The 20,361-nt window shown below is 40.0% G+C and carries 16 protein-coding genes and 1 tRNA gene; 11 read left to right on the forward strand and 6 right to left on the reverse strand.

Annotated features, from left to right (window positions below; translation table 11 throughout):
* The first annotated feature begins 39 nt into the window (after nucleotides 1-39).
* Together hslU and BLQ57_RS16810 are read left to right on the forward strand one after the other, a co-directional pair.
* Complete coding sequence (hslU, locus tag BLQ57_RS16805; RefSeq protein ID WP_087940722.1) at nucleotides 40-1,437, forward strand: ATP-dependent protease ATPase subunit HslU; 1,398 nt, start codon at nucleotides 40-42, stop codon at nucleotides 1,435-1,437.
* A gap of 162 nt (nucleotides 1,438-1,599) precedes the next feature.
* Nucleotides 1,600-2,334, forward strand: a complete 735-nt coding sequence (locus tag BLQ57_RS16810) for an SDR family NAD(P)-dependent oxidoreductase (protein WP_087940723.1) — start codon at nucleotides 1,600-1,602, stop codon at nucleotides 2,332-2,334.
* On the opposite strand, the gene BLQ57_RS16815 is transcribed toward BLQ57_RS16810, so the two are convergent.
* On the reverse strand, nucleotides 2,331-2,819 hold the full coding sequence (locus tag BLQ57_RS16815) for a SixA phosphatase family protein (protein WP_087940724.1): 489 nt from the start codon (nucleotides 2,817-2,819) through the stop codon (nucleotides 2,331-2,333). The genes BLQ57_RS16810 and BLQ57_RS16815 overlap by 4 nt on opposite strands.
* Nucleotides 2,820-2,905: 86 nt before the next feature.
* Here BLQ57_RS16815 and BLQ57_RS16820 point away from each other — a divergent pair, with 86 nt between their 5' ends.
* Nucleotides 2,906-3,097: a cold-shock protein gene (locus BLQ57_RS16820; protein ID WP_087940725.1), complete on the forward strand. Its 192-nt coding sequence runs from the start codon at nucleotides 2,906-2,908 to the stop codon at nucleotides 3,095-3,097.
* 59 nt (nucleotides 3,098-3,156) lie between these two features.
* On the opposite strand, the gene BLQ57_RS16825 is transcribed toward BLQ57_RS16820, so the two are convergent.
* Nucleotides 3,157-5,613 carry a mechanosensitive ion channel family protein gene (locus BLQ57_RS16825; RefSeq protein ID WP_169712783.1) on the reverse strand — a complete coding sequence of 819 codons (2,457 nt, stop codon included), beginning with the start codon at nucleotides 5,611-5,613 and terminating at the stop codon, nucleotides 3,157-3,159.
* 394 nt (nucleotides 5,614-6,007) lie between these two features.
* On the opposite strand from BLQ57_RS16825, the gene BLQ57_RS16830 reads away from it, so the two are divergent.
* Nucleotides 6,008-6,439: an Hsp20/alpha crystallin family protein gene (locus BLQ57_RS16830; RefSeq protein ID WP_087940727.1), complete on the forward strand. Its 432-nt coding sequence runs from the start codon at nucleotides 6,008-6,010 to the stop codon at nucleotides 6,437-6,439.
* A gap of 155 nt (nucleotides 6,440-6,594) precedes the next feature.
* On the forward strand, nucleotides 6,595-8,091 hold the full coding sequence (locus BLQ57_RS16835) for a S1C family serine protease (RefSeq protein ID WP_087940738.1): 1,497 nt from the start codon (nucleotides 6,595-6,597) through the stop codon (nucleotides 8,089-8,091).
* 66 nt (nucleotides 8,092-8,157) lie between these two features.
* On the opposite strand, the gene clpX is transcribed toward BLQ57_RS16835, so the two are convergent.
* The 4 genes from clpX to BLQ57_RS16855 form a co-directional block, all read right to left on the reverse strand.
* On the reverse strand, nucleotides 8,158-9,384 hold the full coding sequence (clpX, locus tag BLQ57_RS16840) for an ATP-dependent Clp protease ATP-binding subunit ClpX (protein ID WP_087940728.1): 1,227 nt from the start codon (nucleotides 9,382-9,384) through the stop codon (nucleotides 8,158-8,160).
* The gene (locus BLQ57_RS16845) at nucleotides 9,384-10,058 is read right to left on the reverse strand and encodes a ClpP family protease (RefSeq protein WP_087940729.1); all 675 of its coding nucleotides are present in this window, start codon (nucleotides 10,056-10,058) and stop codon (nucleotides 9,384-9,386) included. Before BLQ57_RS16845 ends, clpX begins: the two co-directional genes overlap by 1 nt.
* Before the next feature lie 77 nt (nucleotides 10,059-10,135).
* Nucleotides 10,136-11,464 carry a trigger factor gene (gene tig / locus BLQ57_RS16850; protein ID WP_087940730.1) on the reverse strand — a complete coding sequence of 443 codons (1,329 nt, stop codon included), beginning with the start codon at nucleotides 11,462-11,464 and terminating at the stop codon, nucleotides 10,136-10,138.
* A 95-nt stretch (nucleotides 11,465-11,559) separates the two neighbouring features.
* Nucleotides 11,560-11,641: transfer RNA gene (locus tag BLQ57_RS16855), tRNA-Leu, on the reverse strand.
* Nucleotides 11,642-11,794: 153 nt separating this feature from the next.
* Between BLQ57_RS16855 and BLQ57_RS16860 the strand changes: the two genes are divergently transcribed.
* The 6 genes from BLQ57_RS16860 to BLQ57_RS16885 all read left to right on the forward strand — a co-directional run bounded on the left by BLQ57_RS16860 (nucleotide 11,795) and on the right by BLQ57_RS16885 (nucleotide 19,865).
* On the forward strand, nucleotides 11,795-14,014 hold the full coding sequence (locus BLQ57_RS16860; RefSeq protein ID WP_087940731.1) for a RelA/SpoT family protein: 2,220 nt from the start codon (nucleotides 11,795-11,797) through the stop codon (nucleotides 14,012-14,014).
* Nucleotides 14,015-14,065: 51 nt separating this feature from the next.
* Nucleotides 14,066-14,539 carry a Fur family transcriptional regulator gene (locus BLQ57_RS16865; RefSeq protein WP_087940732.1) on the forward strand — a complete coding sequence of 158 codons (474 nt, stop codon included), beginning with the start codon at nucleotides 14,066-14,068 and terminating at the stop codon, nucleotides 14,537-14,539.
* The gene (locus BLQ57_RS16870; RefSeq protein WP_087940733.1) at nucleotides 14,536-14,880 is read left to right on the forward strand and encodes an STAS domain-containing protein; all 345 of its coding nucleotides are present in this window, start codon (nucleotides 14,536-14,538) and stop codon (nucleotides 14,878-14,880) included. Before BLQ57_RS16865 ends, BLQ57_RS16870 begins: the two co-directional genes overlap by 4 nt.
* Before the next feature lie 269 nt (nucleotides 14,881-15,149).
* Entirely contained in the window at nucleotides 15,150-16,421 is a 1,272-nt protein-coding gene (locus tag BLQ57_RS16875) for an adenylosuccinate synthase (protein ID WP_087940734.1), read from the forward strand.
* Between the two features lie 94 nt (nucleotides 16,422-16,515).
* Nucleotides 16,516-18,849 (forward strand): T9SS type B sorting domain-containing protein, encoded by a 2,334-nt coding sequence (locus tag BLQ57_RS16880; RefSeq protein ID WP_087940735.1) that lies wholly within the window; start codon nucleotides 16,516-16,518, stop codon nucleotides 18,847-18,849.
* Nucleotides 18,846-19,865 (forward strand): PorP/SprF family type IX secretion system membrane protein, encoded by a 1,020-nt coding sequence (locus BLQ57_RS16885; protein WP_087940736.1) that lies wholly within the window; start codon nucleotides 18,846-18,848, stop codon nucleotides 19,863-19,865. Before BLQ57_RS16880 ends, BLQ57_RS16885 begins: the two co-directional genes overlap by 4 nt.
* Nucleotides 19,866-20,361 lie beyond the last annotated feature (496 nt).

Below are 20,361 nucleotides of genomic sequence, written 5' to 3' on the forward strand. Positions count from 1 at the left end.
TCTTTTTCAACTTAATGCAAAATCAGCAAATTAAAGATTATGACAAATCAGAAGTTATCACTCACACCTAGGCAGATCGTAGCAGAACTAGACAAATACATCATCGGGCAGAAAGACGCCAAGCGAAACGTCGCTATCGCGCTCCGAAACCGGATTCGGAGAATGATGGTCAAAACAGATATTCAAAAGGATATTGTGCCAAATAATATTCTCATGATTGGTTCTACAGGAGTGGGTAAAACCGAAATAGCCCGTAGACTTGCGAAAATTGCTCAGGCACCTTTCACCAAGGTAGAAGCTTCTAAATTTACCGAAGTGGGTTATGTAGGTCGGGATGTCGAAAGCATGGTCCGAGACCTTGTAGAGCAATCTGTCCATTTGGTCCGAGAAGTGAAAAACGAAGAGGTCAAAGAAAAAGCGGCGGCTGCCGTAGAAGAAACAATCTTAGATATTTTAATCCCTCCTGTAAAAAATGCCGGGTTTAAGCAAAATAACCTTGCTATTGCTCAAGAGGAAGATCCACGTTCTGATGAGGAGCTTAATGAAAGAACCCGGGAGCGTTTCCGAGAAAAGTTGCAAAACGGAGAGCTGGACGATCGGAAAATAGAAATCAATGTAAAGGCCTCCTCTCCTGTGGGAATAGGCATGATCGGCAACGGGATGATGGATGATGCCAGCATGGCAGGGCTTCAGGACATGATCTCAGGCATGATGCCTAAGAAAATGAAAAAAAGGAAACTTACTATCGCCGAAGCGCGAAAGGTACTTTTGGAGGAAGAGATTTCGAAGCTTATCGATTTTGATGAGCTCAAGGAAGAAGCTATTCGGCTAGCAGAAAATAACGGTATCATCTTCATAGATGAGATTGATAAAATTGCCTCCAAGTCTGGAAAAAATGGAGGAGGACCGGACGTGAGTAGGGAAGGTGTACAGCGGGATTTACTACCTATCGTGGAGGGTACTGCTGTCACGACCAAATATGGGGTAATCAATACTGACCATGTGCTATTTATCGCAGCGGGAGCATTTCATGTGAGCAAACCTTCAGACCTAATTCCCGAGCTACAGGGTCGATTCCCGATTCGAGTAGAACTCAATGCCCTTACAGAAGATGATTTTTCAAGAATTCTGAGAGAACCTAAGAATGCTTTGACTAAGCAGTATCAGGCCCTGTTTGAGGCGGAGGATGTATCGCTGGAGTTTACTGAAGACGCGATAGATGAACTGGCAAGGTTGGCTTTTCTGATCAACCAAGAAGTAGAGAATATAGGAGCTCGAAGATTACACACTGTAATGTCACATTTACTGAATGACTTTTTATTCGATGTGCCGGATACAATTGAGCCCAATTCTAAAATCATGATCACTCATGAAATGGTACAAGAAAGACTAAGTACACTAGTGAAAAATAGAGATCTTTCTCAATATATTTTGTAAAAATTGGATTAAAAGAAGGTGGGGATGCCCACTTTCTTTTAAAAATTCAATTTTATAAAAATATAAATTATTGATATACAGTGTTTTGTGATTTTTTGAATTTTTTAAAGAAAAATTGGGTCGATCCTTGTTAGGTTTTATTAAACATTCACCCTGTTACCCATGTCAAAAACCTTACTGATTCTCACTGGCCACAGTAAAGGCCTTGGGAGAGCGATTTTGGATCATTATTTATCGATGGACCAAGTTGACGTAATAGCGATCTCCCGCACCGCACTTTCAATCACCCATCCTCGCCTCACCCAAAAGGACTTAGATCTATCTGATCTCTCAGTACTTCAGCAGGAATTAGATTCGATTTTTCCAAGTGAAGAATTTGAAAATTACCTTTTGATCAACAATGCCGGTTGGATCGGAGAAGTTAAGGCCATTGGAGAATTGGATCCTAAAGAACTGAGGCAGCAGGTCAATCTCAACCTTTTGGCTCCGATGTTTTTGACCAATGCATTTATAAAAAAGTATAAATCCAATTCGGTTAAGAAAGTGATCTGCAATATCAGTTCGGGGGCAGCCACCCGACCTGTTTCAGGTTGGGGCGGGTACTGCAGTACCAAAGCAGCTTTGGCTATGTTTACTATGGTAGCCGATCGGGATAATAAAACCGAATCCTTTCATTTCTATAGTCTTGCTCCCGGTATAGTGGATACGACCATGCAGGATGAAATCCGTCAAGCTGATGTGAAGGATTTTCCCGAACTGGAGAAATTCAAAAGCTTTAAAGAAAAAGGAGAGTTGACCGCCCCGGCTTTAGTAGCTGAGAAAATTGGGTATTTATTGGGAAATCCCGAGAGGTTTCCTGAAGTGATTCAAGATGTGCGAAATTTTGAGCTACCCTAGGCTTTGTTTTTAGGAAAATCATAAAACCAAAACTCAACCTTATCAGCATTGAAATCTGTCCAAGTGGAGTTTGCTTTTACAGCATAAACCGCAGCAGTGGGTAGATTTTCAAGAGATGCTCCCCATTGATTGGCTAAATCGTTTAGTCCCGGATTATGTCCTACGAGTAGGACTGTCTCTAGAGATTCTGGAAGTTTTCGGATAATAGAAAGTAGTGTAGGTGGAGATGCATGATATAGATTTTTATCTAATCTAACTAAGGCATCTGATTGCTGAAGTTCTTTGGAGATTAATTGAGCCGTACTTTTGGCTCTTTCGGCTGTTGAGCTTAAAATTAGATCCGGTTCTATATTTCGACTCTTGAGTCTTTTACCCATTTCCGGGGCTGCTTTAATTCCTCTCTCGGCCAAAGGCCTATCATGATCTCTTAGAAAGGGCTTTTCCCAAGAGGATTTTGCATGCCTTACCAAAATAATTTTCTTCATTTTTGGAAAATTAAAAATGATTCTTTGTTTTTTTTAGCTGAATATTTATTTTTATCGCAATTAAATTACAATTTATAATACTTATTATGTTTACCGGAACAGTAAAATTTTACAATGAAGCCAAAGGGTTCGGATTTATAGTAGATGATGAGTCCCAGAGTGAAGTCTTCGTCCATGCTACTGGATTGATTGACAAAATTGCACAAAACGACAGGGTGTCTTATGAAGTCAAAGAAGGCAAAAAAGGGCCTAATGCAATCAACGTAAAGAAAGCCTAAGAGCTTTTGAATTAGAAATTAGAAGTAAAGATCCCAAGGCCACTCTTGGGATTTTTTCTTTATTCAGCTGGCGAACTTGGCTTATTTTGGACTGTATCAGGTATTTCACCCAAATTTTTGAGATAAAGATCTCTCTTAGGATAAGGAATTTCAATACCCTTAGCTTTAAATGCCTCAAAGATTTCGATCATTACCTCGGACCGAACCTGTAACCAAATGTCCATACTTTCTACCCAAAAAAGCACTCTGAAATCTACCGAGCTATCATTGAAAGTTTGCATGTAGACTTTTGGGACGGGAAATTTTAGAATTTTCTCTCTTGTTAATATTTCCTCGATGGTACTTTTTACTTGAGACATATCCGAATCATAAGAAACCCCAATGATCAATTCTACCCTTCTTCTTTTATCTGATAGAGTCCAATTGATCAAGCTTTGGGAAAGTAAATCCCCGTTAGGTACCACAATTTCCGACCCGTCGTAGGCTTGGATTTTACTGGCTCTGATTCCCACTTCTTTGACAGTACCGGAGTTTTGACCCACCTGGATTTCATCTCCGATTTGAATGGGTCGCTCAAAGGCCAATATAATCCCCGATACAAGGTTATTAATGATAGTCTGTAGTCCAAAACCGATGCCCACAGAAAGGGCGCCTAGTACGATAGTGATTTTATCTAGGGGAATGCTAGAGGCAACAGTAGCCAAGAAAAACCCGATGGTGAAAACCGCCAAGCGGATAATGAGGATAGAGCTCCCCAGCTTTTTTTCCCGACTGCTTGCATTTTTTTGATCCCTGAGGGAGATGAAGTAAGCGATTGTGTTGGCTACTTGCATCGTGACATAGAGTATGATGCCAAATAGAAATATGCTGCCAAAAGTGAAAGAGCTGTTTCCTATGAAGCGTTCTTTAGATAAAAAATCACTGACCGACTCAATGATGGGCTGCTGAATTGATAAATTTTGCAATAAAATGGAAGCCCAAAGCAGAAAAGCAACCAGTAAAAATGTTCCTTTCAGTCGTCTTTGAATACCTTGGTAATCAAAATAGCTAGTGAAATGATCTTTTTCCTTCTTACTATTCTCAAGTAGTAGATAGATAGCCTCCATGATGACTATCACAAAAAAGTATAAGCTTACTCCATGTATAAAGCCGATAGTAGCAGAGATGGTTAGAATTTTGGAAAAGCTAAACCAGCCTAGGATATTTAAAAAGACTCCTAAAGTGAGTAAAATGAAGGTTAGGAAGGAGAGTCTCTTAATGAAATTTTGCTCTGTGGTGCTTCTACTTTCAAATTTTCTAAAGGCCTCCCAACTGAAATAAAGGGGGATAAAACTACCTAAAAGTAAATAGTAGCGTTCATTAAAGGCGATCTCCCAGTACAGGTTGGACACCAAGCAATACACGAAAAACAAGGAAATAAGAAGCCATTTTATTAAAACTCTCTTTGGGTAATTTGCCTCAATAAGTACGGTAGTAAAAATTAATTGAAGGAATAAAATAAAGGACAGAAAAGTGACTGAATTTCTTTCGAATAAAAAAACCAAGAGCGGAAGAATCGAAACCATCACTGCTGAAAATGGCCTTTGCCTGAAAAAAGTCACTCTTTTTAGTATAATGTCTCCTACTTTTTTCTTTTCTGACGTCTGTCTCAGAACCAAGTGCATCCCTAAATAAATACCAAGGATGATGAAAAATGAAAGGATGACAGCTGTGGAATGATCATTGAAATACCTAAATAGAAACCGGCCATTGAGCATAACCGATTGTTGTGTGATTTCCAGAATACTCTCTTGCTTGACTTGGGCGGATTTTTTCCAGATTGGATTGATTTCCTGCTTAAAGAGGTTTGCATTGATCTGTTTTTCTTTGATCGCGATGTATTCTTTAAGTTGCTCGCTTTCTATTTTGATACTACTAAGTTCTGTTTGATATTGGGCGGTCAGTAGTTCTTGCTGAAATACTTCATTGCTTAATTCTTTGACTTGCTCTCTTAGGTAATTTACCTTTTTCCAATAGGAGGTAAAAGTGGCCGTGTCCTTAGGAAGATAATCAAATATGATATCCTCTCTAATCGATTTCAATAAGGAGTCAGCATGGGAGAGAGCGAGAGATTTGTTTTTGATGGTTTTTTCGTATTCCTCAAATTCAATCTTGTTAGATTCCAAAAACCGATTGATCACTCCAATGTATCGAAGGTTAAAGGTGAAGGAGCTCAGATTAAAACGCTGTCTGAGGGTTTCTAAGCTTTGACTCATTTCTTGAATGCCACTGGACAGCATCAAGGTGTCTATTTTGTCCTGAAGTTGAATCTGAAGTCTATTAGTCTGAATGGTATATTCCTCCGTTTTACGGATCAATTCTTCCAAGCTCGGAGTAGGATCAACTTTTCCGCTATCCAAATCGAGTTCGGTGGGGCGCTGAAAAATACTGTCCAAAAGTGGCTCGTTTGAACTTTGTTGAGCAAAAACAGGTAAAATTGAAAAGCAGCAGAGCAAGAACAGGATACTATTTTTCATAATAGGGTAGTTGTACAAAGATCCATGGAAAGTATAAAATAAACCTTCCTTCATCTGTATTTCATTTTTTGGAGTTTTTCACCTCTTTTAAATAAGCAAAGAAATTATCTAAAAATCAGATCGTTTTTTGCCTATAGCTACAAGCTAAGATAGTAAACTCGCCTGGCAAAATATCCACGAGACAAGTTCCCATTTTATTACATTTTGAAATCATGCGCAGGCAAAGTAAACTTTTAAGAAATCGATCCCATTTTAAAGCGAATTGTTGCTCATTCTAATGACAAATTGACTTTTTTTGAACTGAGAAACTCTTTTTATCTGACAAAAAGGCTGTTTATTTCATTTGGTATGAATTTTCTTTTGAGATAAAACTCACAACCAAACCAACAAAACAATGAAACTAGTTAGATATAATCAATTAGATCCTGCTTTCCCTTCTTCTTTTGGAGGGATAGTCGAAAAGCTCTTCAATGAATCAATGGGAACTGCTTCAGCAAGGAAGTTTAATCCGGCCGTGGATGTATTCGAGGATGAACAAGCCTTTGAAATACATGTGGCCGTGCCTGGAATGAAAAAGAGTGAATTCCAAGTAGACTTGACCGAAGGAAAGCTGACTATTTCCGGAGAGCGTAGATTGGAAGAAAAAAGAGAGGGTAGGAGTTTCCATAGCTTAGAAACTCATTACGGGGCTTTTTCAAGATCTTTTTATGTTCCCGATTCTGTTCTTTCGGAGCAGATCGAAGCTATCTATGAAGACGGCGTCTTGAAAATTAAACTTCCCAAAGTGGAAAAAAGAACTCAGAAGGCTACCATTGAGGTAAAATAAATCCTTTGAAAAGTAACCGTATTCTCTATTTACAGTTATTTAACGTATAGGAGTTTTTGCGGTTAATTCTTGTTAATTTAAACCTCAAATCAAACCCTAAGGCGCTATTGTTGAGTCTTAGGGTTTGTATAATCACTCGAACCACAAATAATATGATGAATAAAAAACAATTCTTTCTAGGAATGTTCTTAGCCTCCGTCATTGGTGGGATGGTAGCTTTAGCTGGTGTCAGTTATCTAATTCAACCCAAACAGGCGAGTTCATTTGACGAAAAACAGCAAACAAGCTTCGTGAACCTACTTAACGGAGAAAATTTCACCATTCCAGACGGCATAAACTTCGTTGCTTCAGCGGGTATGGTTACCCCTGCGGTGGTACACGTCAAGAGTACATTATCTTATTCTCCCCGTTCTCAAAGGGATCCAATTCAGGAGTTTTTTGGCTTTCCGCCTCGAGGAGGTCAGGAAAATGGAGGCAGGGCTCCGATGAGTTCTGGTTCAGGTGTAATTATCTCCGCAGATGGATACATTGTCACTAATAACCATGTAGTAGAAGGAGCATCTCAAATTGATATTTCTTTAGAGAATAATAAACGCTATATAGCCAAAGTCATAGGAACTGACCCTACTACTGACTTGGCTTTGCTCAAAATAGAAGAGTCAGGATTACCTTTCGTAAGATTTGGAGATTCTGATCAAACCCAAATTGGAGAGTGGGTACTTGCAGTTGGAAATCCTTTTAACCTGAATTCCACAGTAACGGCAGGTATAATTTCCGCTAAAGCCAGAAATATCGGTATCCTCAGAGGAGTTGAGAATAATTTACAAGTAGAAGCATTTCTTCAAACAGATGCAGTGGTCAATCCTGGGAATTCAGGAGGTGCACTGGTAAATTTGGCAGGAGAATTAATAGGTATCAACACTGCGATAGCATCAAATACGGGCTCTTTTGCCGGTTATTCTTTTGCTGTTCCTAGTAGTTTGGTGAAAAAGGTTATGGATGACCTGATGAACTATGGTGCAGTACAGCGTGGCCTCCTTGGAGTGAATATTAATGATGTTTCGCCAGAGTTGGAAGAGAGGCTGGGAGTAGAGTTTCCAGTAGAGCAAGGAGTATATATTGGTAGTGTGAATAACGATAGCGGAGCACAGGAAGCTGGCCTGAGGGAAGGTGATATCATCGTTGGTGTGGATGGTCGTCCGACTAATAATGTTGCGATGCTACAAGAAATGGTCGCCAGAAAACGTCCTGGCGATCAAGTAGAGGTGGAATATGTAAGAGATGGCAAAACTCAAAAAACCAAGGCTACACTCAAGAATTTTGATGGGGGAACCAATATAGTCGAAAAGGTGATTCCAAAGACTTATGATTTTGAAGGTGTGATGTTTGAGAACCTGACCGAGGAGCAAATGGAAAGATTAAATATTTCAGGTGGCGCATTAATTACCACTCTAGGTAACTCTAAGTGGAGAAATGCTGGAGCTAGGTCTGGATTTATCATTACCTCTATAATCAGCGAAAATGGCCGAAGTAGAATCGCCGATGTAGATGATTTGTTGGACAAACTGGAAAGTATGTCGGGTGAGGAATTAGTGATCTTGGGAATGTTCCAAGACGGAACAGAATACTATTTTGAGCTGCAACTGGATTAAGTCCAAACCTTTAAACAAAAAAGACCAGCTGAAAAGCTGGTCTTTTTTGTTTAAGTTACTGGGCTTTTAAGCTACTTGGAGTCTTTTAAATTTAGACTTATCAAATTGTGCTTTGGCGTACTCCTCGTCGATGATCAATTCTTTAATGGTATCATCCGAAGGTAATTCGTACATGGCATCTGTAATGATTGCTTCACAAATAGAACGCAAGCCTCTAGCTCCTAAATTATATTCTACCGCTTTTTCCACAATGAAATCTATACCACTTTCTTCAAAGGTCAATTTTACCCCTTCCATATCCAAAAGCTTGGAGTATTGTTTTACCAAGGCATTTTTAGGAGCTGTCAAGATTTGTTTTAGAGCATCTTTGTCAAGCGGATCTAGGTGAGTCAAAACAGGTAGTCGACCGATCAATTCTGGAATGAGACCAAAGGCTTTTAAGTCTTGAGCGGTCACGTATTGGAGGAGGTTTTCTCTATCAGCCACTACAGCACCTTTGGCCTTAGAAAAGCCCAAAGGCTGAGTGTTTAGTCTTTTTGCGATATGTCTTGCGATGCCATCAAATGCCCCACCGCAGATAAATAAAATATTTTCTGTATTCACTGCGATCATTTTCTGATCAGGGTGCTTTCGCCCTCCCTGAGGGGGGACATTGACTATGGTTCCTTCCAGTAGCTTAAGCATGGCCTGCTGTACTCCTTCTCCGCTTACATCACGGGTGATGGAGGGGTTGTCTGACTTTCTGGCAATTTTATCTAATTCGTCTATGTATACGATTCCTCTTTCGGCTGCTTCTACATTGTAATCGGCAGCCTGGAGGAGTCGCGTAAGGATACTTTCTACATCTTCACCTACATATCCTGCCTCGGTCAGTACTGTCGCATCTGCTATACAAAAAGGAACTTCCAGTGTACGTGCTAGAGTCTTGGCAAGATAAGTCTTCCCGGTTCCAGTATCACCGACCATGATGATGTTGGATTTTTCGATTTTGATTTCATCATGATCGACTTTTTGTTGCAGGCGCTTATAATGATTATAGACGGCTACGGTCAAAACCTTTTTGGCATCCTGCTGACCGATGACATACTGGTCCAGGTAGCTTACCAGCTCTTTGGGTTTCTTTAATTTGAACTTGGGCTTACTTGCAGTTGTTTTCTTGGTTTTTTCTTCTTCCCCAAGAATCATATAAGCTTGATCAATGCAGAAGTTACAGATATGGGCAGAAATGCCCGATACCATAAGGTCTACATCTTTTTTGTTTCTACCGCAAAAGGAGCAGGTTACTTGAGCCATTAGACTGATTTTTTAACTAATACTTCATCGATAAGACCATAAGCTTTGGCTTCAGGTGCTTTGAGCCAATAGTCTCTATCCGAATCACTTTCGATTTCTTCGTAGGTTTTGCCTGTATGGTTGGCAAGGATTTGATAAAGTTCCTGACGCATAGAAAGGATCAATTTCAGAGAGATTTCCATGTCCTTAGACTGTCCCTGCATACCGCCTGATGGCTGATGAATCATAACTCTTGAGTGCTGCAGTGCAGATCGCTTGTCCTTAGCTCCACCTGCTAGTAAAACAGCACCCATGGAAGCGGCAATACCCGTACAAATAGTCGCTACATCCGGTCCGATGTATTGCATCGTATCATAGATTCCCAAACCGGCAGTAACTGATCCACCTGGGCTGTTGATGTAGAGTAGCACGTCTTTTTTAGCATCTACTGACTCCAGAAATAAAAGCTGAGCCACGATGATATTGGCAATGTGATCATCTACTCCTGTACCCAAGAAAATAATCCTATCCATGATGAGTCTAGAAAACACATCAATTTCTCTAAAATTCTGAGGTCTTTCCTCAATCACTGACCGCGTCATATTCTCAATATGCTGAGTATACTGGTCAAAAGCCGTCCCGCTTACGCCTTGATTATGGATGGCGTACTTTCTAAATTCTTCTTTATTGATCATGTTTTGATATGTTGTGGTAAACAAAAATAAAAAAAGCCCTTGAATAAGGACTTTTTTTTATGATTATATGAAGGTTTTTACTTCTCTAAAAGTTCCTTAAACTCATCGATCGTAATTTCTTTCTCTGTTAACTTGATTTTTTCCTGTACAAAAGAAAGGACTTTGTCATTTTGCACTGAGGTGAGCATATTCATATAGTTTTGTCCTTCTTCACCTTTGAGGTAATTGTCGACAAACATGTCCATACTGCTCTCCATCTGAGAACCTAGACCTGAAGAGGCAAATTGCTGCCTGATCATCTCCTTTGTTTTTTCAATGACTTCTTCGTGTTGAGCCTGAATTTCGTTTGCTTTTGCCAATTCGTTAGAAATAAGGGACCAAGTCAACTGATTAGCATACTGAGGAAATTCTTTCTCTACATCTTCAGCGCTTACTTTCCCTTCATTGGCTTTGATTAGCCATTCTTTAAGGAAATCCTCTGGAAGATCGAGGTTTGCTTTTTCTACCAATACTTTTTTCAACTCCTCTTCTGAGAAGGCTTTAGACTCTTGATCATAGCTAGATTGCAAAGTTTCTCTCACTTTCGTGATAAACTCCTCCTCTGAAGCAACTTGATCAGGACCGAATATTTTATCAAAAAACTCCTGATTCATCTCGGCTTCTGTTGTACGGTTGATGTTTTTGATTGTGAATGTAAAGGCGCCTTTGGTATGCTCCATTTCTTCATTTTCCAACCCAAAAGCCTCAGACCATTCTCCTTTTTTAACTTCTTTGCCTTCAAATTCTACTACATCATCTTTACCTAAGCCGATGAATTTGCCAGCAAATTTCTTAGTTACTTTGTCAAGAGGGAGGGAGAGTGTCTTGGTGAAATCACCCTCTACCAAATTAAGGTCTCCGTAGACATTGTCTCCTGCCTCTGCCTTTTCTGGATTGGTACTTTCTCCGTATTGAGACTTAAGATTGTCGATTGTCTCAGAGACAAGTTTGTCATCTACTTTGATGCTGTATTTATTGGCTGTGATTTTTTCGTCAAGAGGAAGTTCGAAATTCTCGATGAAGCCAATTTTGTACTCAAAATCAAACTCTTTTTGAGTTTTCCAATCAATCTTTTCTTCTTCGGTTTCCACCGGTAGTGGATCTCCGAGAACTCTAAAAGTTTGCTCTTTAAGGTACTTATTGAGTGATTCTCCCAACAACGTGTTAATCTCTTCGACTAGGATAGAAGTACCGTACATATTTTTCACCATCGAAACGGGAGCTTTGCCAGGTCTAAAGCCACGGATATTGGCCTTTTTGGCATAGTCTTTCAGTTTCGCATCTACTTTTGGTTGATAATCTGCTTCAGTTAACTTAATTTTAATTGAGGCTTGATTTGCTGAGTGCTTGTCTAACGTGATTTCCAAAGCGCTTTTACATTTTAAGATGAAAGTGAACTAAAAACCCCCAATCTCTTTCCTGCTTCGCAAAGACAGTGTAGTGATTGAGGGTTCGGTATAAGTGCGGATGGAGGGACTCGAACCCCCATGCCTCGCGGCGCTAGATCCTAAGTCTAGTGCGTCTACCAATTTCGCCACATCCGCATTATCAAAATCGGAAGGTTATAATCCCCTTCTCAATTGTGGATGCAAATGTAGATACTAATTGAGAATTTGCAAATCAGGTTTGAAAAAAAATTGAGAATTATTCGAAAATCTTATCTGTAACCACCCATTTTTGTATTAAATTCCTTCTGTATGATTCAAGTTGATGTTGAAGAAGAACGAAAAGAGATATTAAAACGCTATCGGAGATTGCTTCGTCAGGCAAAACCAATTTTAAAACCTGGCGACGCCAAGCTGATCAAACGGGCTTTTAATGTGTCACTAGAGGCGCACAAGGATATGCGGAGGAAATCCGGGGAGCCTTACATCTACCATCCTCTGGAAGTAGCGCTAGTCTGTGTGGAGGAGATAGGTCTAGGAACCACTTCTATCGTCGCGGCTCTTTTACATGATGTGGTGGAAGATACCTATTGGGAGCTGGAGGACATCGAGAGGGAGTTTGGCCAGAAAGTCATGACCATCATTGACGGGCTGACCAAGATTGCGGGGGTTTTTGAATATGGAAGTTCTCAGCAAGCTGAAAATTTCCGGAAGATGCTGCTGACGCTCTCTGATGATGTACGAGTGATCCTGATCAAATTAGCCGATCGGCTAAACAATATGAGGACACTAGCCAGCATGCCCCGCCATAAGCAATTGAAGATTGCTTCAGAAACCATGTATCTCTATGCACCTTTGGCTCATAGACTAGGGCTGTATGCAATCAAGTCTGAGTTGGAAGACCTCTATCTGAAATATACCGATGGAGATACCTATAAGGAGATTGTCAACAAGATCAATGAATCTAAAGCTTACCGAAATCGATTTATCAAGAATTTTATACATCCCATTGAGGAAGAGTTAAACCGACAAGCTTTTAACTTTAGTATAAAGGGAAGGCCAAAATCTGTCTATTCTATCTACAATAAGATGAAAAAGCAGGGTATTCCTTTTGAAGAAGTATATGACCTGTTTGCGGTTAGGATTATTTTGGAAAGTGAGTTGGAAAATGAAAAGGCAGACTGCTGGCAAGTCTATTCGATAGTGACAGATTTTTATCGCCCCAATCCTGACCGACTGAGAGATTGGATCAGTACGCCTAGGTCTAATGGATATGAATCTCTCCATACAACAGTCATGAGTAATACAGGACAATGGGTGGAAGTGCAGATTCGAACCAACAGAATGGATGAAATCGCCGAGAGAGGCTATGCTGCACACTGGAAGTACAAGGAAAAAGACCATCCTGGTAAATCAGGCTCTGGGCTTGACGAGTGGATCACTCAGGTTCGTAGCATGCTAGAGACTAATGAGGGCAATGCAATCGAATTTATGGATGATTTCCGTGGAAATTTATTTCACGAGGAGATTTTTGTATTTACACCCAAGGGAGATTTAAAGGTACTTCCTTTTGGGGCCTCAGCTTTGGATTTTGCTTTTGAAATACATACCGAGGTAGGTGCAAAATGCATAGGAGCAAAGGTTAATCAGCGATTGGTTCCTATCAATCATAAGTTAAAGAATGGGGATCAGGTAGAAATTCTAACTTCAAACAAACAAAAACCCACCGAGGACTGGCTTAATAATGTAGTCACTTCGAGAGCAAAAGCTAAAATAAAGGATGCACTACGAGAAGATAAGAAGTCAGCTATACTCGACGGGAAGGAGATTGTGCAGCGCAAGCTTAAGCAAATGAAAATGGAGTTTAACTCAGAAACGGTGGATAAGCTCAGAGCTTACTTTGAACTGAAAACCGCCAATGAGTTTTACTACAGAGTCGGAAAAAGTATAATTGATCCCACGACGATCAAATCGTTTAAAGATTTCAAAGAAAACCAAAAACTTAAGCATAAAGCGATACAAGAAAAGGTAAAAGATGAATCCTCCTTTACCAAAGAAATTAAAAGCCTCAAAGGACCAGACCATGACCAGTTGCTAATTGGGGAAGACATGGATGTGGTGGATTATATCCTAGCCAAGTGCTGCAATCCAATCCCTGGTGATGATGTATTTGGTTTTGTGACGGTCAATGAAGGGATAAAGATCCACCGAACTTCCTGTCCCAATGCATTGGAACTGCTCTCTAATCACGGCAACCGAGTCATTAAAGCTAGATGGACCAGTCAAAAGGAAATCGCTTTTCTTGCAGGACTTCACATCGTGGGGACTGACCGCGTAGGACTGATCAATGATGTCACTAAGGTGATTTCCAGCGAACTGAAAGTAAACATGCGCTCCATTACAGTAGATTCGGATGCAGGAATTTTTGAAGGTACTATAAAGCTTTATGTTCACAGCACCCAACATTTGGATCAGCTGATGGAAAATCTTCAACAGGTGGAGGGGATCATTAAGGTTTCCCGATTCGATTAGTCAATTGAATCTTTTCTTGAATACAAAAGTTATATTTGAAAAAAAAAGAAGATGTCCTTGAATACTGCTCATTTCGAAGAGGTCAAAAAAATATTTACTGCTTACCTAGAGAATCAAAAACTCCGTAAAACACCCGAACGCTATGCGATTTTAGAGGAAATTTACTCAAGATCGGGTCACTTCGATGTGGAGTCTCTTTATATCAGCATGAAAAACAAAAACTATCGAGTCAGCCGGGCTACAGTATACAATACGCTTGATTTACTGGTAGAGTGTGACTTGGTTACCAAGCATCAGTTTGGTAAAAATTTAGCACAGTTTGAAAAAAGCTACGGATATAAGCAGCATGATCATTTGATCTGTATCGATTGTAATCAAGTTTTGGAATTCTGTGATCCACGTATCCAAAATATCCAAAATACCGTAGGGGAAATTTTGAACTTTAAAGTTCTTCATCACTCTTTGATTTTATACGGTAATTGTACCAAAGAAACTTGTGAAAATAGACCTGTAGAAGAAATATGAAACTAAGCTATCAAACAAAAAAAGATGCTCAAGGGCACTACCTTTTTATTCAAGGTGATTTGATCGGGGATGAGGTAGGTCCCAAGTTGGTAGAAGTCGTTTCTGATGCGATCGAGGAAGGAGCCAAAAATTTCGTAATCGATCTCAGCGAAGTAAGATACATCAGTTCAAGTGGGATTGGACTGCTTATCACTATGTTGACCAAAATGCGGAACAAGGGAGGTGAAGTTTATCTTACAGCTCCTTCTGAGCATGTGAAAAAATTGCTAATCATCACCAAGCTGAATAATATATTTACAGTTTTTGATTCAGTGGAAGATTTTAAAAACAAACCAGAGTAAGGGTTTTACATTCTTTTTTGTTAAAGAAAGCGTTTTTTCATTCCTCAATTTAAGAATGTCTCTGTTGCATTTATCCTCATTTTTTCCGCCAATTCAAGGTTCAGGTTTTACTAGGATTGGATAATTTTATCATTCTATTCTCAGGGCTTAGACAAAGGAGAAAAGGCTGTTTGGAATTATTTACAAGCTTTCACTTGGTTTTCTTTGGGCTTATCGCAAATTTCGCCCTTCAAAAAGTCTTAATATAAACCGATTAGACCGCACTTCAAATGAAGATGGATGTATTGCTGGGTCTCCAGTGGGGAGATGAAGGAAAAGGCAAGATAGTAGATGTTTTAGCTCCTGACTATGAGCTTGTTGCTCGATTTCAAGGAGGGCCAAATGCTGGCCATACACTTGAATTTGATGGCATTAAGCACGTCTTGCACCAAATTCCCTCCGGGATTTTTAGATCCCAAATTCTGAATATCATTGGTAATGGAGTGGTCTTGGACCCTATTGTTCTCCAAAAGGAAATCGGTGGATTGGCAAAGTTCTCCATTGATTACAGAAAAAATTTATTGATTTCTAAGAAAGCTACTATCATCATCCCTACTCATAAATTGTTGGATGCTGCCCTAGAGCAATCTAAAGGAGAAAAAAAAATCGGCTCTACCCTAAAAGGTATCGGTCCAACCTATCAGGATAAAATTGGTCGATTGGCCCTGCGAGTGGGAGATATTTTAAGTCCCGATTTTAAAGAGAAATATCAGGCACTTGTCGAAAAACACAAAACCACCTTATCCTTTTACAACCATCCTTTGGATCAGTTGGAGGAAATGGAGGTTCAGTTTTTTGAAGCCATCGAGTTTTTCAAAACCCTGAATCTGATTGATAGTGAATATGTCGTCAATCAAGCGCTGGCTGCGGAGAAAAAAATTCTAGCTGAAGGTGCTCAGGGTTCCTTATTGGATATTGATTTTGGTTCTTACCCATTTGTGACAAGCTCTAGTACCATGACAGCTGGGGCCTGCACTGGGCTGGGGGTGGCTCCATCTAGAATTGGGGAGGTTTTTGGAATATTTAAAGCCTACTGTACCCGAGTGGGCAGTGGTCCTTTTCCTACCGAACTCTTCGATCAGACAGGAGAGGAGATGAGAAAAGAAGGTAATGAATTCGGTAGCACTACTGGTCGTCCCCGACGATGCGGGTGGTTGGATCTTCCGGCATTGAAATATTCGATTATGATTAACGGAGTCACTCAGCTATTTATGATGAAAGCCGACGTATTGAATATTTTTGAAGAAATTGAAGTTTGTACTCATTATGAACTCCCAAATGGAGAGCAAATCGATCAGTTGACTTTCGAGGTTTCTAATATGGATGTTAAGCCTATCTATAAGAAAATGAAAGGCTGGAACTGTTCATTAGAAGATGTTCGCTCTTATGATGAATTTCCAGAAGAGTTAAAAGCCTATGTGTCTTATCTTGAATCCGAATTGAATGTACCAATCAAACTGGTTTCAGTTGGACCAGATCGTGTTCAGACTATTTTGCGCTAAATCATTAGAATTCAAATACACCAAACCTCTAGAAAGCCAGGTCTTTTTAGAGGTTTTTTTATTTTTAGGCTTATTCGACTTATTTTAGCTTTCTATGGATGGATTTAGGGCCTGGTGGGTTTTTCTGATTTTAATTTATTTCAATACTTTTTCCGTTCTAGGGCAGGTGGGATTTCCGTATTGTGAGACTTTTCAAGGAAATGATACCCAATCCAATACAGTTTTCGGAGCAGATGCACAGCTGGTAGGTAATGTGCTTCGATTGACATCTAATGAAGAATTTCAAAGAGGCTATGTTTACGTTGATATTCCCTTTTCTTCGATTTTCGGAATCAAGGCCTCTTTTGAGTATTTCTCTTATGGAGGGACTGGGGCGGATGGGATATCTTTCTTTCTGTATGATGCCAATATTCCCAATTTTACGATCGGGGGTTTTGGAGGCTCTTTAGGATATTCTAAAAGAAACCAAGAGCAGGGTTTAGCAGGAGCTTATCTTGGAATTGGGTTTGATGAGTATGGGAGTTTTGGAAACACAGGGGAAGGAAGAACAGGGGGATTTCCAGGTCTTGTGGAAGGAGAAGCCCCCGACGCGGTAGTAATCAGAGGTCCAGGTAATGGATTTACCGGGTATGAATTCATCGCAGGTAGAAGGACTATGGAGGCTGGACCATTTGGATTGCCTGCAGATCAGCAATTCCCAATTAGCTCAGGGGGGCCTGGTACTAATCGAGTGACTGACCCAAATCAGCCAGGATATCGAAAAGTCTTTATCAATCTCGAACCGAATCCTAATGATGTCGGATACCTCATCACGGTGGAGATGCAGTTTACCACAGCAGCTAATAATTCAAGATTAATTTCAATTTTTGAGCAATTACCGTATCCCTTTGAAGCGCCTGAAAATCTAAAATTGGGTTTTGCCGCTTCTACAGGAGGTTCTACTAATTTTCATGAAATACGAAACTTAATAGTAGAGGTGTCCAATGATGATGGATTGCTAGATCCCGAAGGGGTAGATTTTTCTGATAAGGCGAGCTGTGAGGGTCAGGAAAACACGTATTTCATTACGGATGAAGAAGTAGTTTTGCCCAATCCTAATTCTCAAATCAGGTGTTTACAATTCTATGCATCCCTTGATGATATTGAAGTGGAAGAAGCAGATATTTGTTCGCAGGGGAGGTGCAGAGAAGAAAATCGGGAGTTGGTACTTCCAGAGGGGACTTTTAGAGCTTCAGGAGAGGGTGGGGATTTTACTTTTTTTCCAAATGATGGTTTTACTGATCAAAGTGTCACCGTATATTATACCATTACCGATAGCTATGGCAAAACCTCAGAAGGAAATGCTATGACATTAGTCATTCAAGAATCTCCTGACCCTGTTACGCTGCAACGAGTAGATGGTGAAGAATCTCAAGATTCGATAAGGCTTTGTCCTGAAGAGGAGATTCAACTTGAGGCCTTGGGTGATGAGGAATATGAACGATTTGAATGGTACAAGGATGGGGTTTTGATTCCAGATGAAGGAAGCGAGCGCTTGTGGATTCAAGAGGCAGGTACTTATGAAGTGATCGTATATAATAGGAAGAATTGTCCAGCCACTTCCAATCCAATTTTTATAGCGTATCCTGACTTTCCAATTCCGGAATTGAATTTACCCTTGATAGGCTGTGAGCCAAATCAGTCAGTAGATGGATTGTCAGCTATTCTGGATTTAGATCTTGAGCGCTTTGATTATCGACTTACCAAAGATGATATAGAGTTGCATAATGAAGAGATTGTCCAGATCGCTGAATCAGGAACCTACCAACTTGAGACCAAGCATAAAGATTTGGATTGTTATGGGCCTCCGATAGAATTTGAAGTATTGATTTATGAAGAAGAATTGAGGGCAGATTTCGATTTTGAAGTTTTAGGGACTGGAATAAAAGGAGATGCTGATGGAGGTATTTTTGCTGACGACACTATTCAATTTACCAATTTATCCGATGAGCGGGGAATCCAATGGGAATGGAACTTTAGACCCGGAGCTACTTCAGAAGAAGAAAACCCATTTTATATTTTTGGGGAGAGAGAGACATTTGAAGTAGAACTTCTTATAACCGACGAGAATGGATGTCAGGCGAGTGTGGTCAAGGTAATTTCTATCACGAAAAGCTATCGATTGATGTTTCCGACAGGATTTACTCCAACTGAAGAAACCAATGAGGTTTTTGTTCCAAAGTATAAAGGGATCGTAGAGGCCGAATTGCTAATATTTAATACTTGGGGTGAATTAATATTTCAGTCAAATAGCCTTAATGCCTTGGGTTGGGATGGTAAACCAGATGGTGTCCTCTTAGACGCGGGAACCTATGTATATCGATTTAATGGTACCTCAGTAGATGGAGAATCAGTAAAGGAATCTGGGAAATTTAAACTAATCAGATGAAGGGGGTTATAACAGTCATTTTAGTCCTTCTAGGCAGTTTAAGTTTGATGGCTCAGGACATACAGTATTCTCAGTTTTATGCTAATCCTCTATACCTGAATCCTGCTATGGCGGGAAGTACGGGCCTATCTCGGATCGGTTTAAGCTTTAGAAATCAATGGCCAGGTATAGATCAGAGTTTTTTGGCCTTTACAGTTTATGGAGATCATTATTTTGAATCAATTAATAGTGGTTTGGGAATACGGGTTTCAGGCACTAGAGATTCCTTCACTCAAAGCCAACAGACGGAGATACATCTAAATTATAGCTATAGATTAAAGTTAGGAGAGGATCGTTTTTTCCAGTTTGGAGCCCAAGGCGGTTTGATGATGCGAGATGCTTTATTTGATGGCGTGATATTGGGGGATCAATTGGATATTGATAGAGGAGTGATTATTGGTCAGCCTGGAGATGGTTTTGAAGGAGAAAGTATCTTAAGGTCAGCGGACTTGAATGTAGGGGGGCTCTATTCAGGAAAAAATATCTGGCTGGGAGTCGCTGCTTTTCATCTCTTAGAACCACCGATTAGCTATTTTGATGTAGAGGCTAATTCTCTACCGGTTAGATGGGCTTTGCATGGAGGATATCGCTGGAACTTGGCACCAGGGAATATCAATGATTTCTTTAATAATACAGATCAGGAGAGGTCATTTGCTTTAGCTTTTAATTATAAAGCCCAAGGAGAGTTCTCTCAGTTGGATTTGGGAGGTGAGTTTTTTTTCGAACCATTGGCTTTGGGCTTGTGGTATAGAGGGTTTCCTACCAAATATTCTTTACCGAATAATGAATCATTAATTGCTGTAATAGGACTTGTTCTAGAGTCAGGCCTAGAGTTGGGATACAGTTTTGATTTTTCTGTTTCTAGGTTGGGTCAATCCATGACGGGAGGCAGTCATGAGCTTACAGTTCGGTATATTTTCTCCTCTAAGGGTCCTAAAGATCGATATTTGCAGTCAATCCCATCTTTTAGATTCTAATTACTAGACCTTTTCAAAATAATGTTTTGGTTTTTATTCGGATCGGGATCGTCTGTTTTAAATAGCTATTAATCATGTCCACATATTGGAATAAAATTTGGAAATAATTTTTCTACTTCACTTTCAATGAATTACCGAGAGTCTGTCATTTTTTTTGATTGAGGTCTTGTAAACTCAGATAATCCCCCGATATTTGCACTCCCAATCGACGCAAACGGCGCGCGGGAAAGCGAGAGGAGAAGAGGAGGTTATAAGATTGACATGGGGTAAGGGAATGTGGGAAAGAGTATCTTCCCATCCTGCAAAAATTTAATTTAACATTTTTTTTGCGGGAGAAAAAATATCGCTTACCTTTGCACTCCTGTTCGGAAGGAACGGGGCAGAAAAACAGAAAAAAGGAGATTGAAGAGTCCATAGGGGCGCATTTCCACCAAGTCTCCGAATGCGGGGATATAAAGTTCTTTGAAGTGATGTAAGGCTAATAAAAAAGAAGAAA

The sequence above is a fragment of the Algoriphagus faecimaris genome (assembly GCF_900101705.1).
In the GTDB taxonomy this organism is placed as follows: Bacteria; Bacteroidota; Bacteroidia; order Cytophagales; family Cyclobacteriaceae; genus Algoriphagus; species Algoriphagus faecimaris.

Coding starts and splice junctions, on each gene's coding strand:
- BLQ57_RS16860 (WP_087940731.1), top strand. CDS start 11,795: ATGATTCAAGTTGATGTTGAAGAAGAACGAAAAGAGATATTAAAACGC.
- hslU (WP_087940722.1), top strand. CDS start 40: ATGACAAATCAGAAGTTATCACTCACACCTAGGCAGATCGTAGCAGAA.
- BLQ57_RS16820 (WP_087940725.1), top strand. CDS start 2,906: ATGTTTACCGGAACAGTAAAATTTTACAATGAAGCCAAAGGGTTCGGA.
- clpX (WP_087940728.1), bottom strand. CDS start 9,384: ATGGCTCAAGTAACCTGCTCCTTTTGCGGTAGAAACAAAAAAGATGTA.
- BLQ57_RS16815 (WP_087940724.1), bottom strand. CDS start 2,819: ATGAAGAAAATTATTTTGGTAAGGCATGCAAAATCCTCTTGGGAAAAG.
- BLQ57_RS16880 (WP_087940735.1), top strand. CDS start 16,516: ATGGATGGATTTAGGGCCTGGTGGGTTTTTCTGATTTTAATTTATTTC.
- BLQ57_RS16865 (WP_087940732.1), top strand. CDS start 14,066: ATGTCCTTGAATACTGCTCATTTCGAAGAGGTCAAAAAAATATTTACT.
- BLQ57_RS16870 (WP_087940733.1), top strand. CDS start 14,536: ATGAAACTAAGCTATCAAACAAAAAAAGATGCTCAAGGGCACTACCTT.
- BLQ57_RS16830 (WP_087940727.1), top strand. CDS start 6,008: ATGAAACTAGTTAGATATAATCAATTAGATCCTGCTTTCCCTTCTTCT.
- BLQ57_RS16810 (WP_087940723.1), top strand. CDS start 1,600: ATGTCAAAAACCTTACTGATTCTCACTGGCCACAGTAAAGGCCTTGGG.
- BLQ57_RS16845 (WP_087940729.1), bottom strand. CDS start 10,058: ATGATCAATAAAGAAGAATTTAGAAAGTACGCCATCCATAATCAAGGC.
- BLQ57_RS16875 (WP_087940734.1), top strand. CDS start 15,150: ATGAAGATGGATGTATTGCTGGGTCTCCAGTGGGGAGATGAAGGAAAA.
- BLQ57_RS16885 (WP_087940736.1), top strand. CDS start 18,846: ATGAAGGGGGTTATAACAGTCATTTTAGTCCTTCTAGGCAGTTTAAGT.
- BLQ57_RS16825 (WP_169712783.1), bottom strand. CDS start 5,613: ATGAAAAATAGTATCCTGTTCTTGCTCTGCTGCTTTTCAATTTTACCT.
- BLQ57_RS16835 (WP_087940738.1), top strand. CDS start 6,595: ATGAATAAAAAACAATTCTTTCTAGGAATGTTCTTAGCCTCCGTCATT.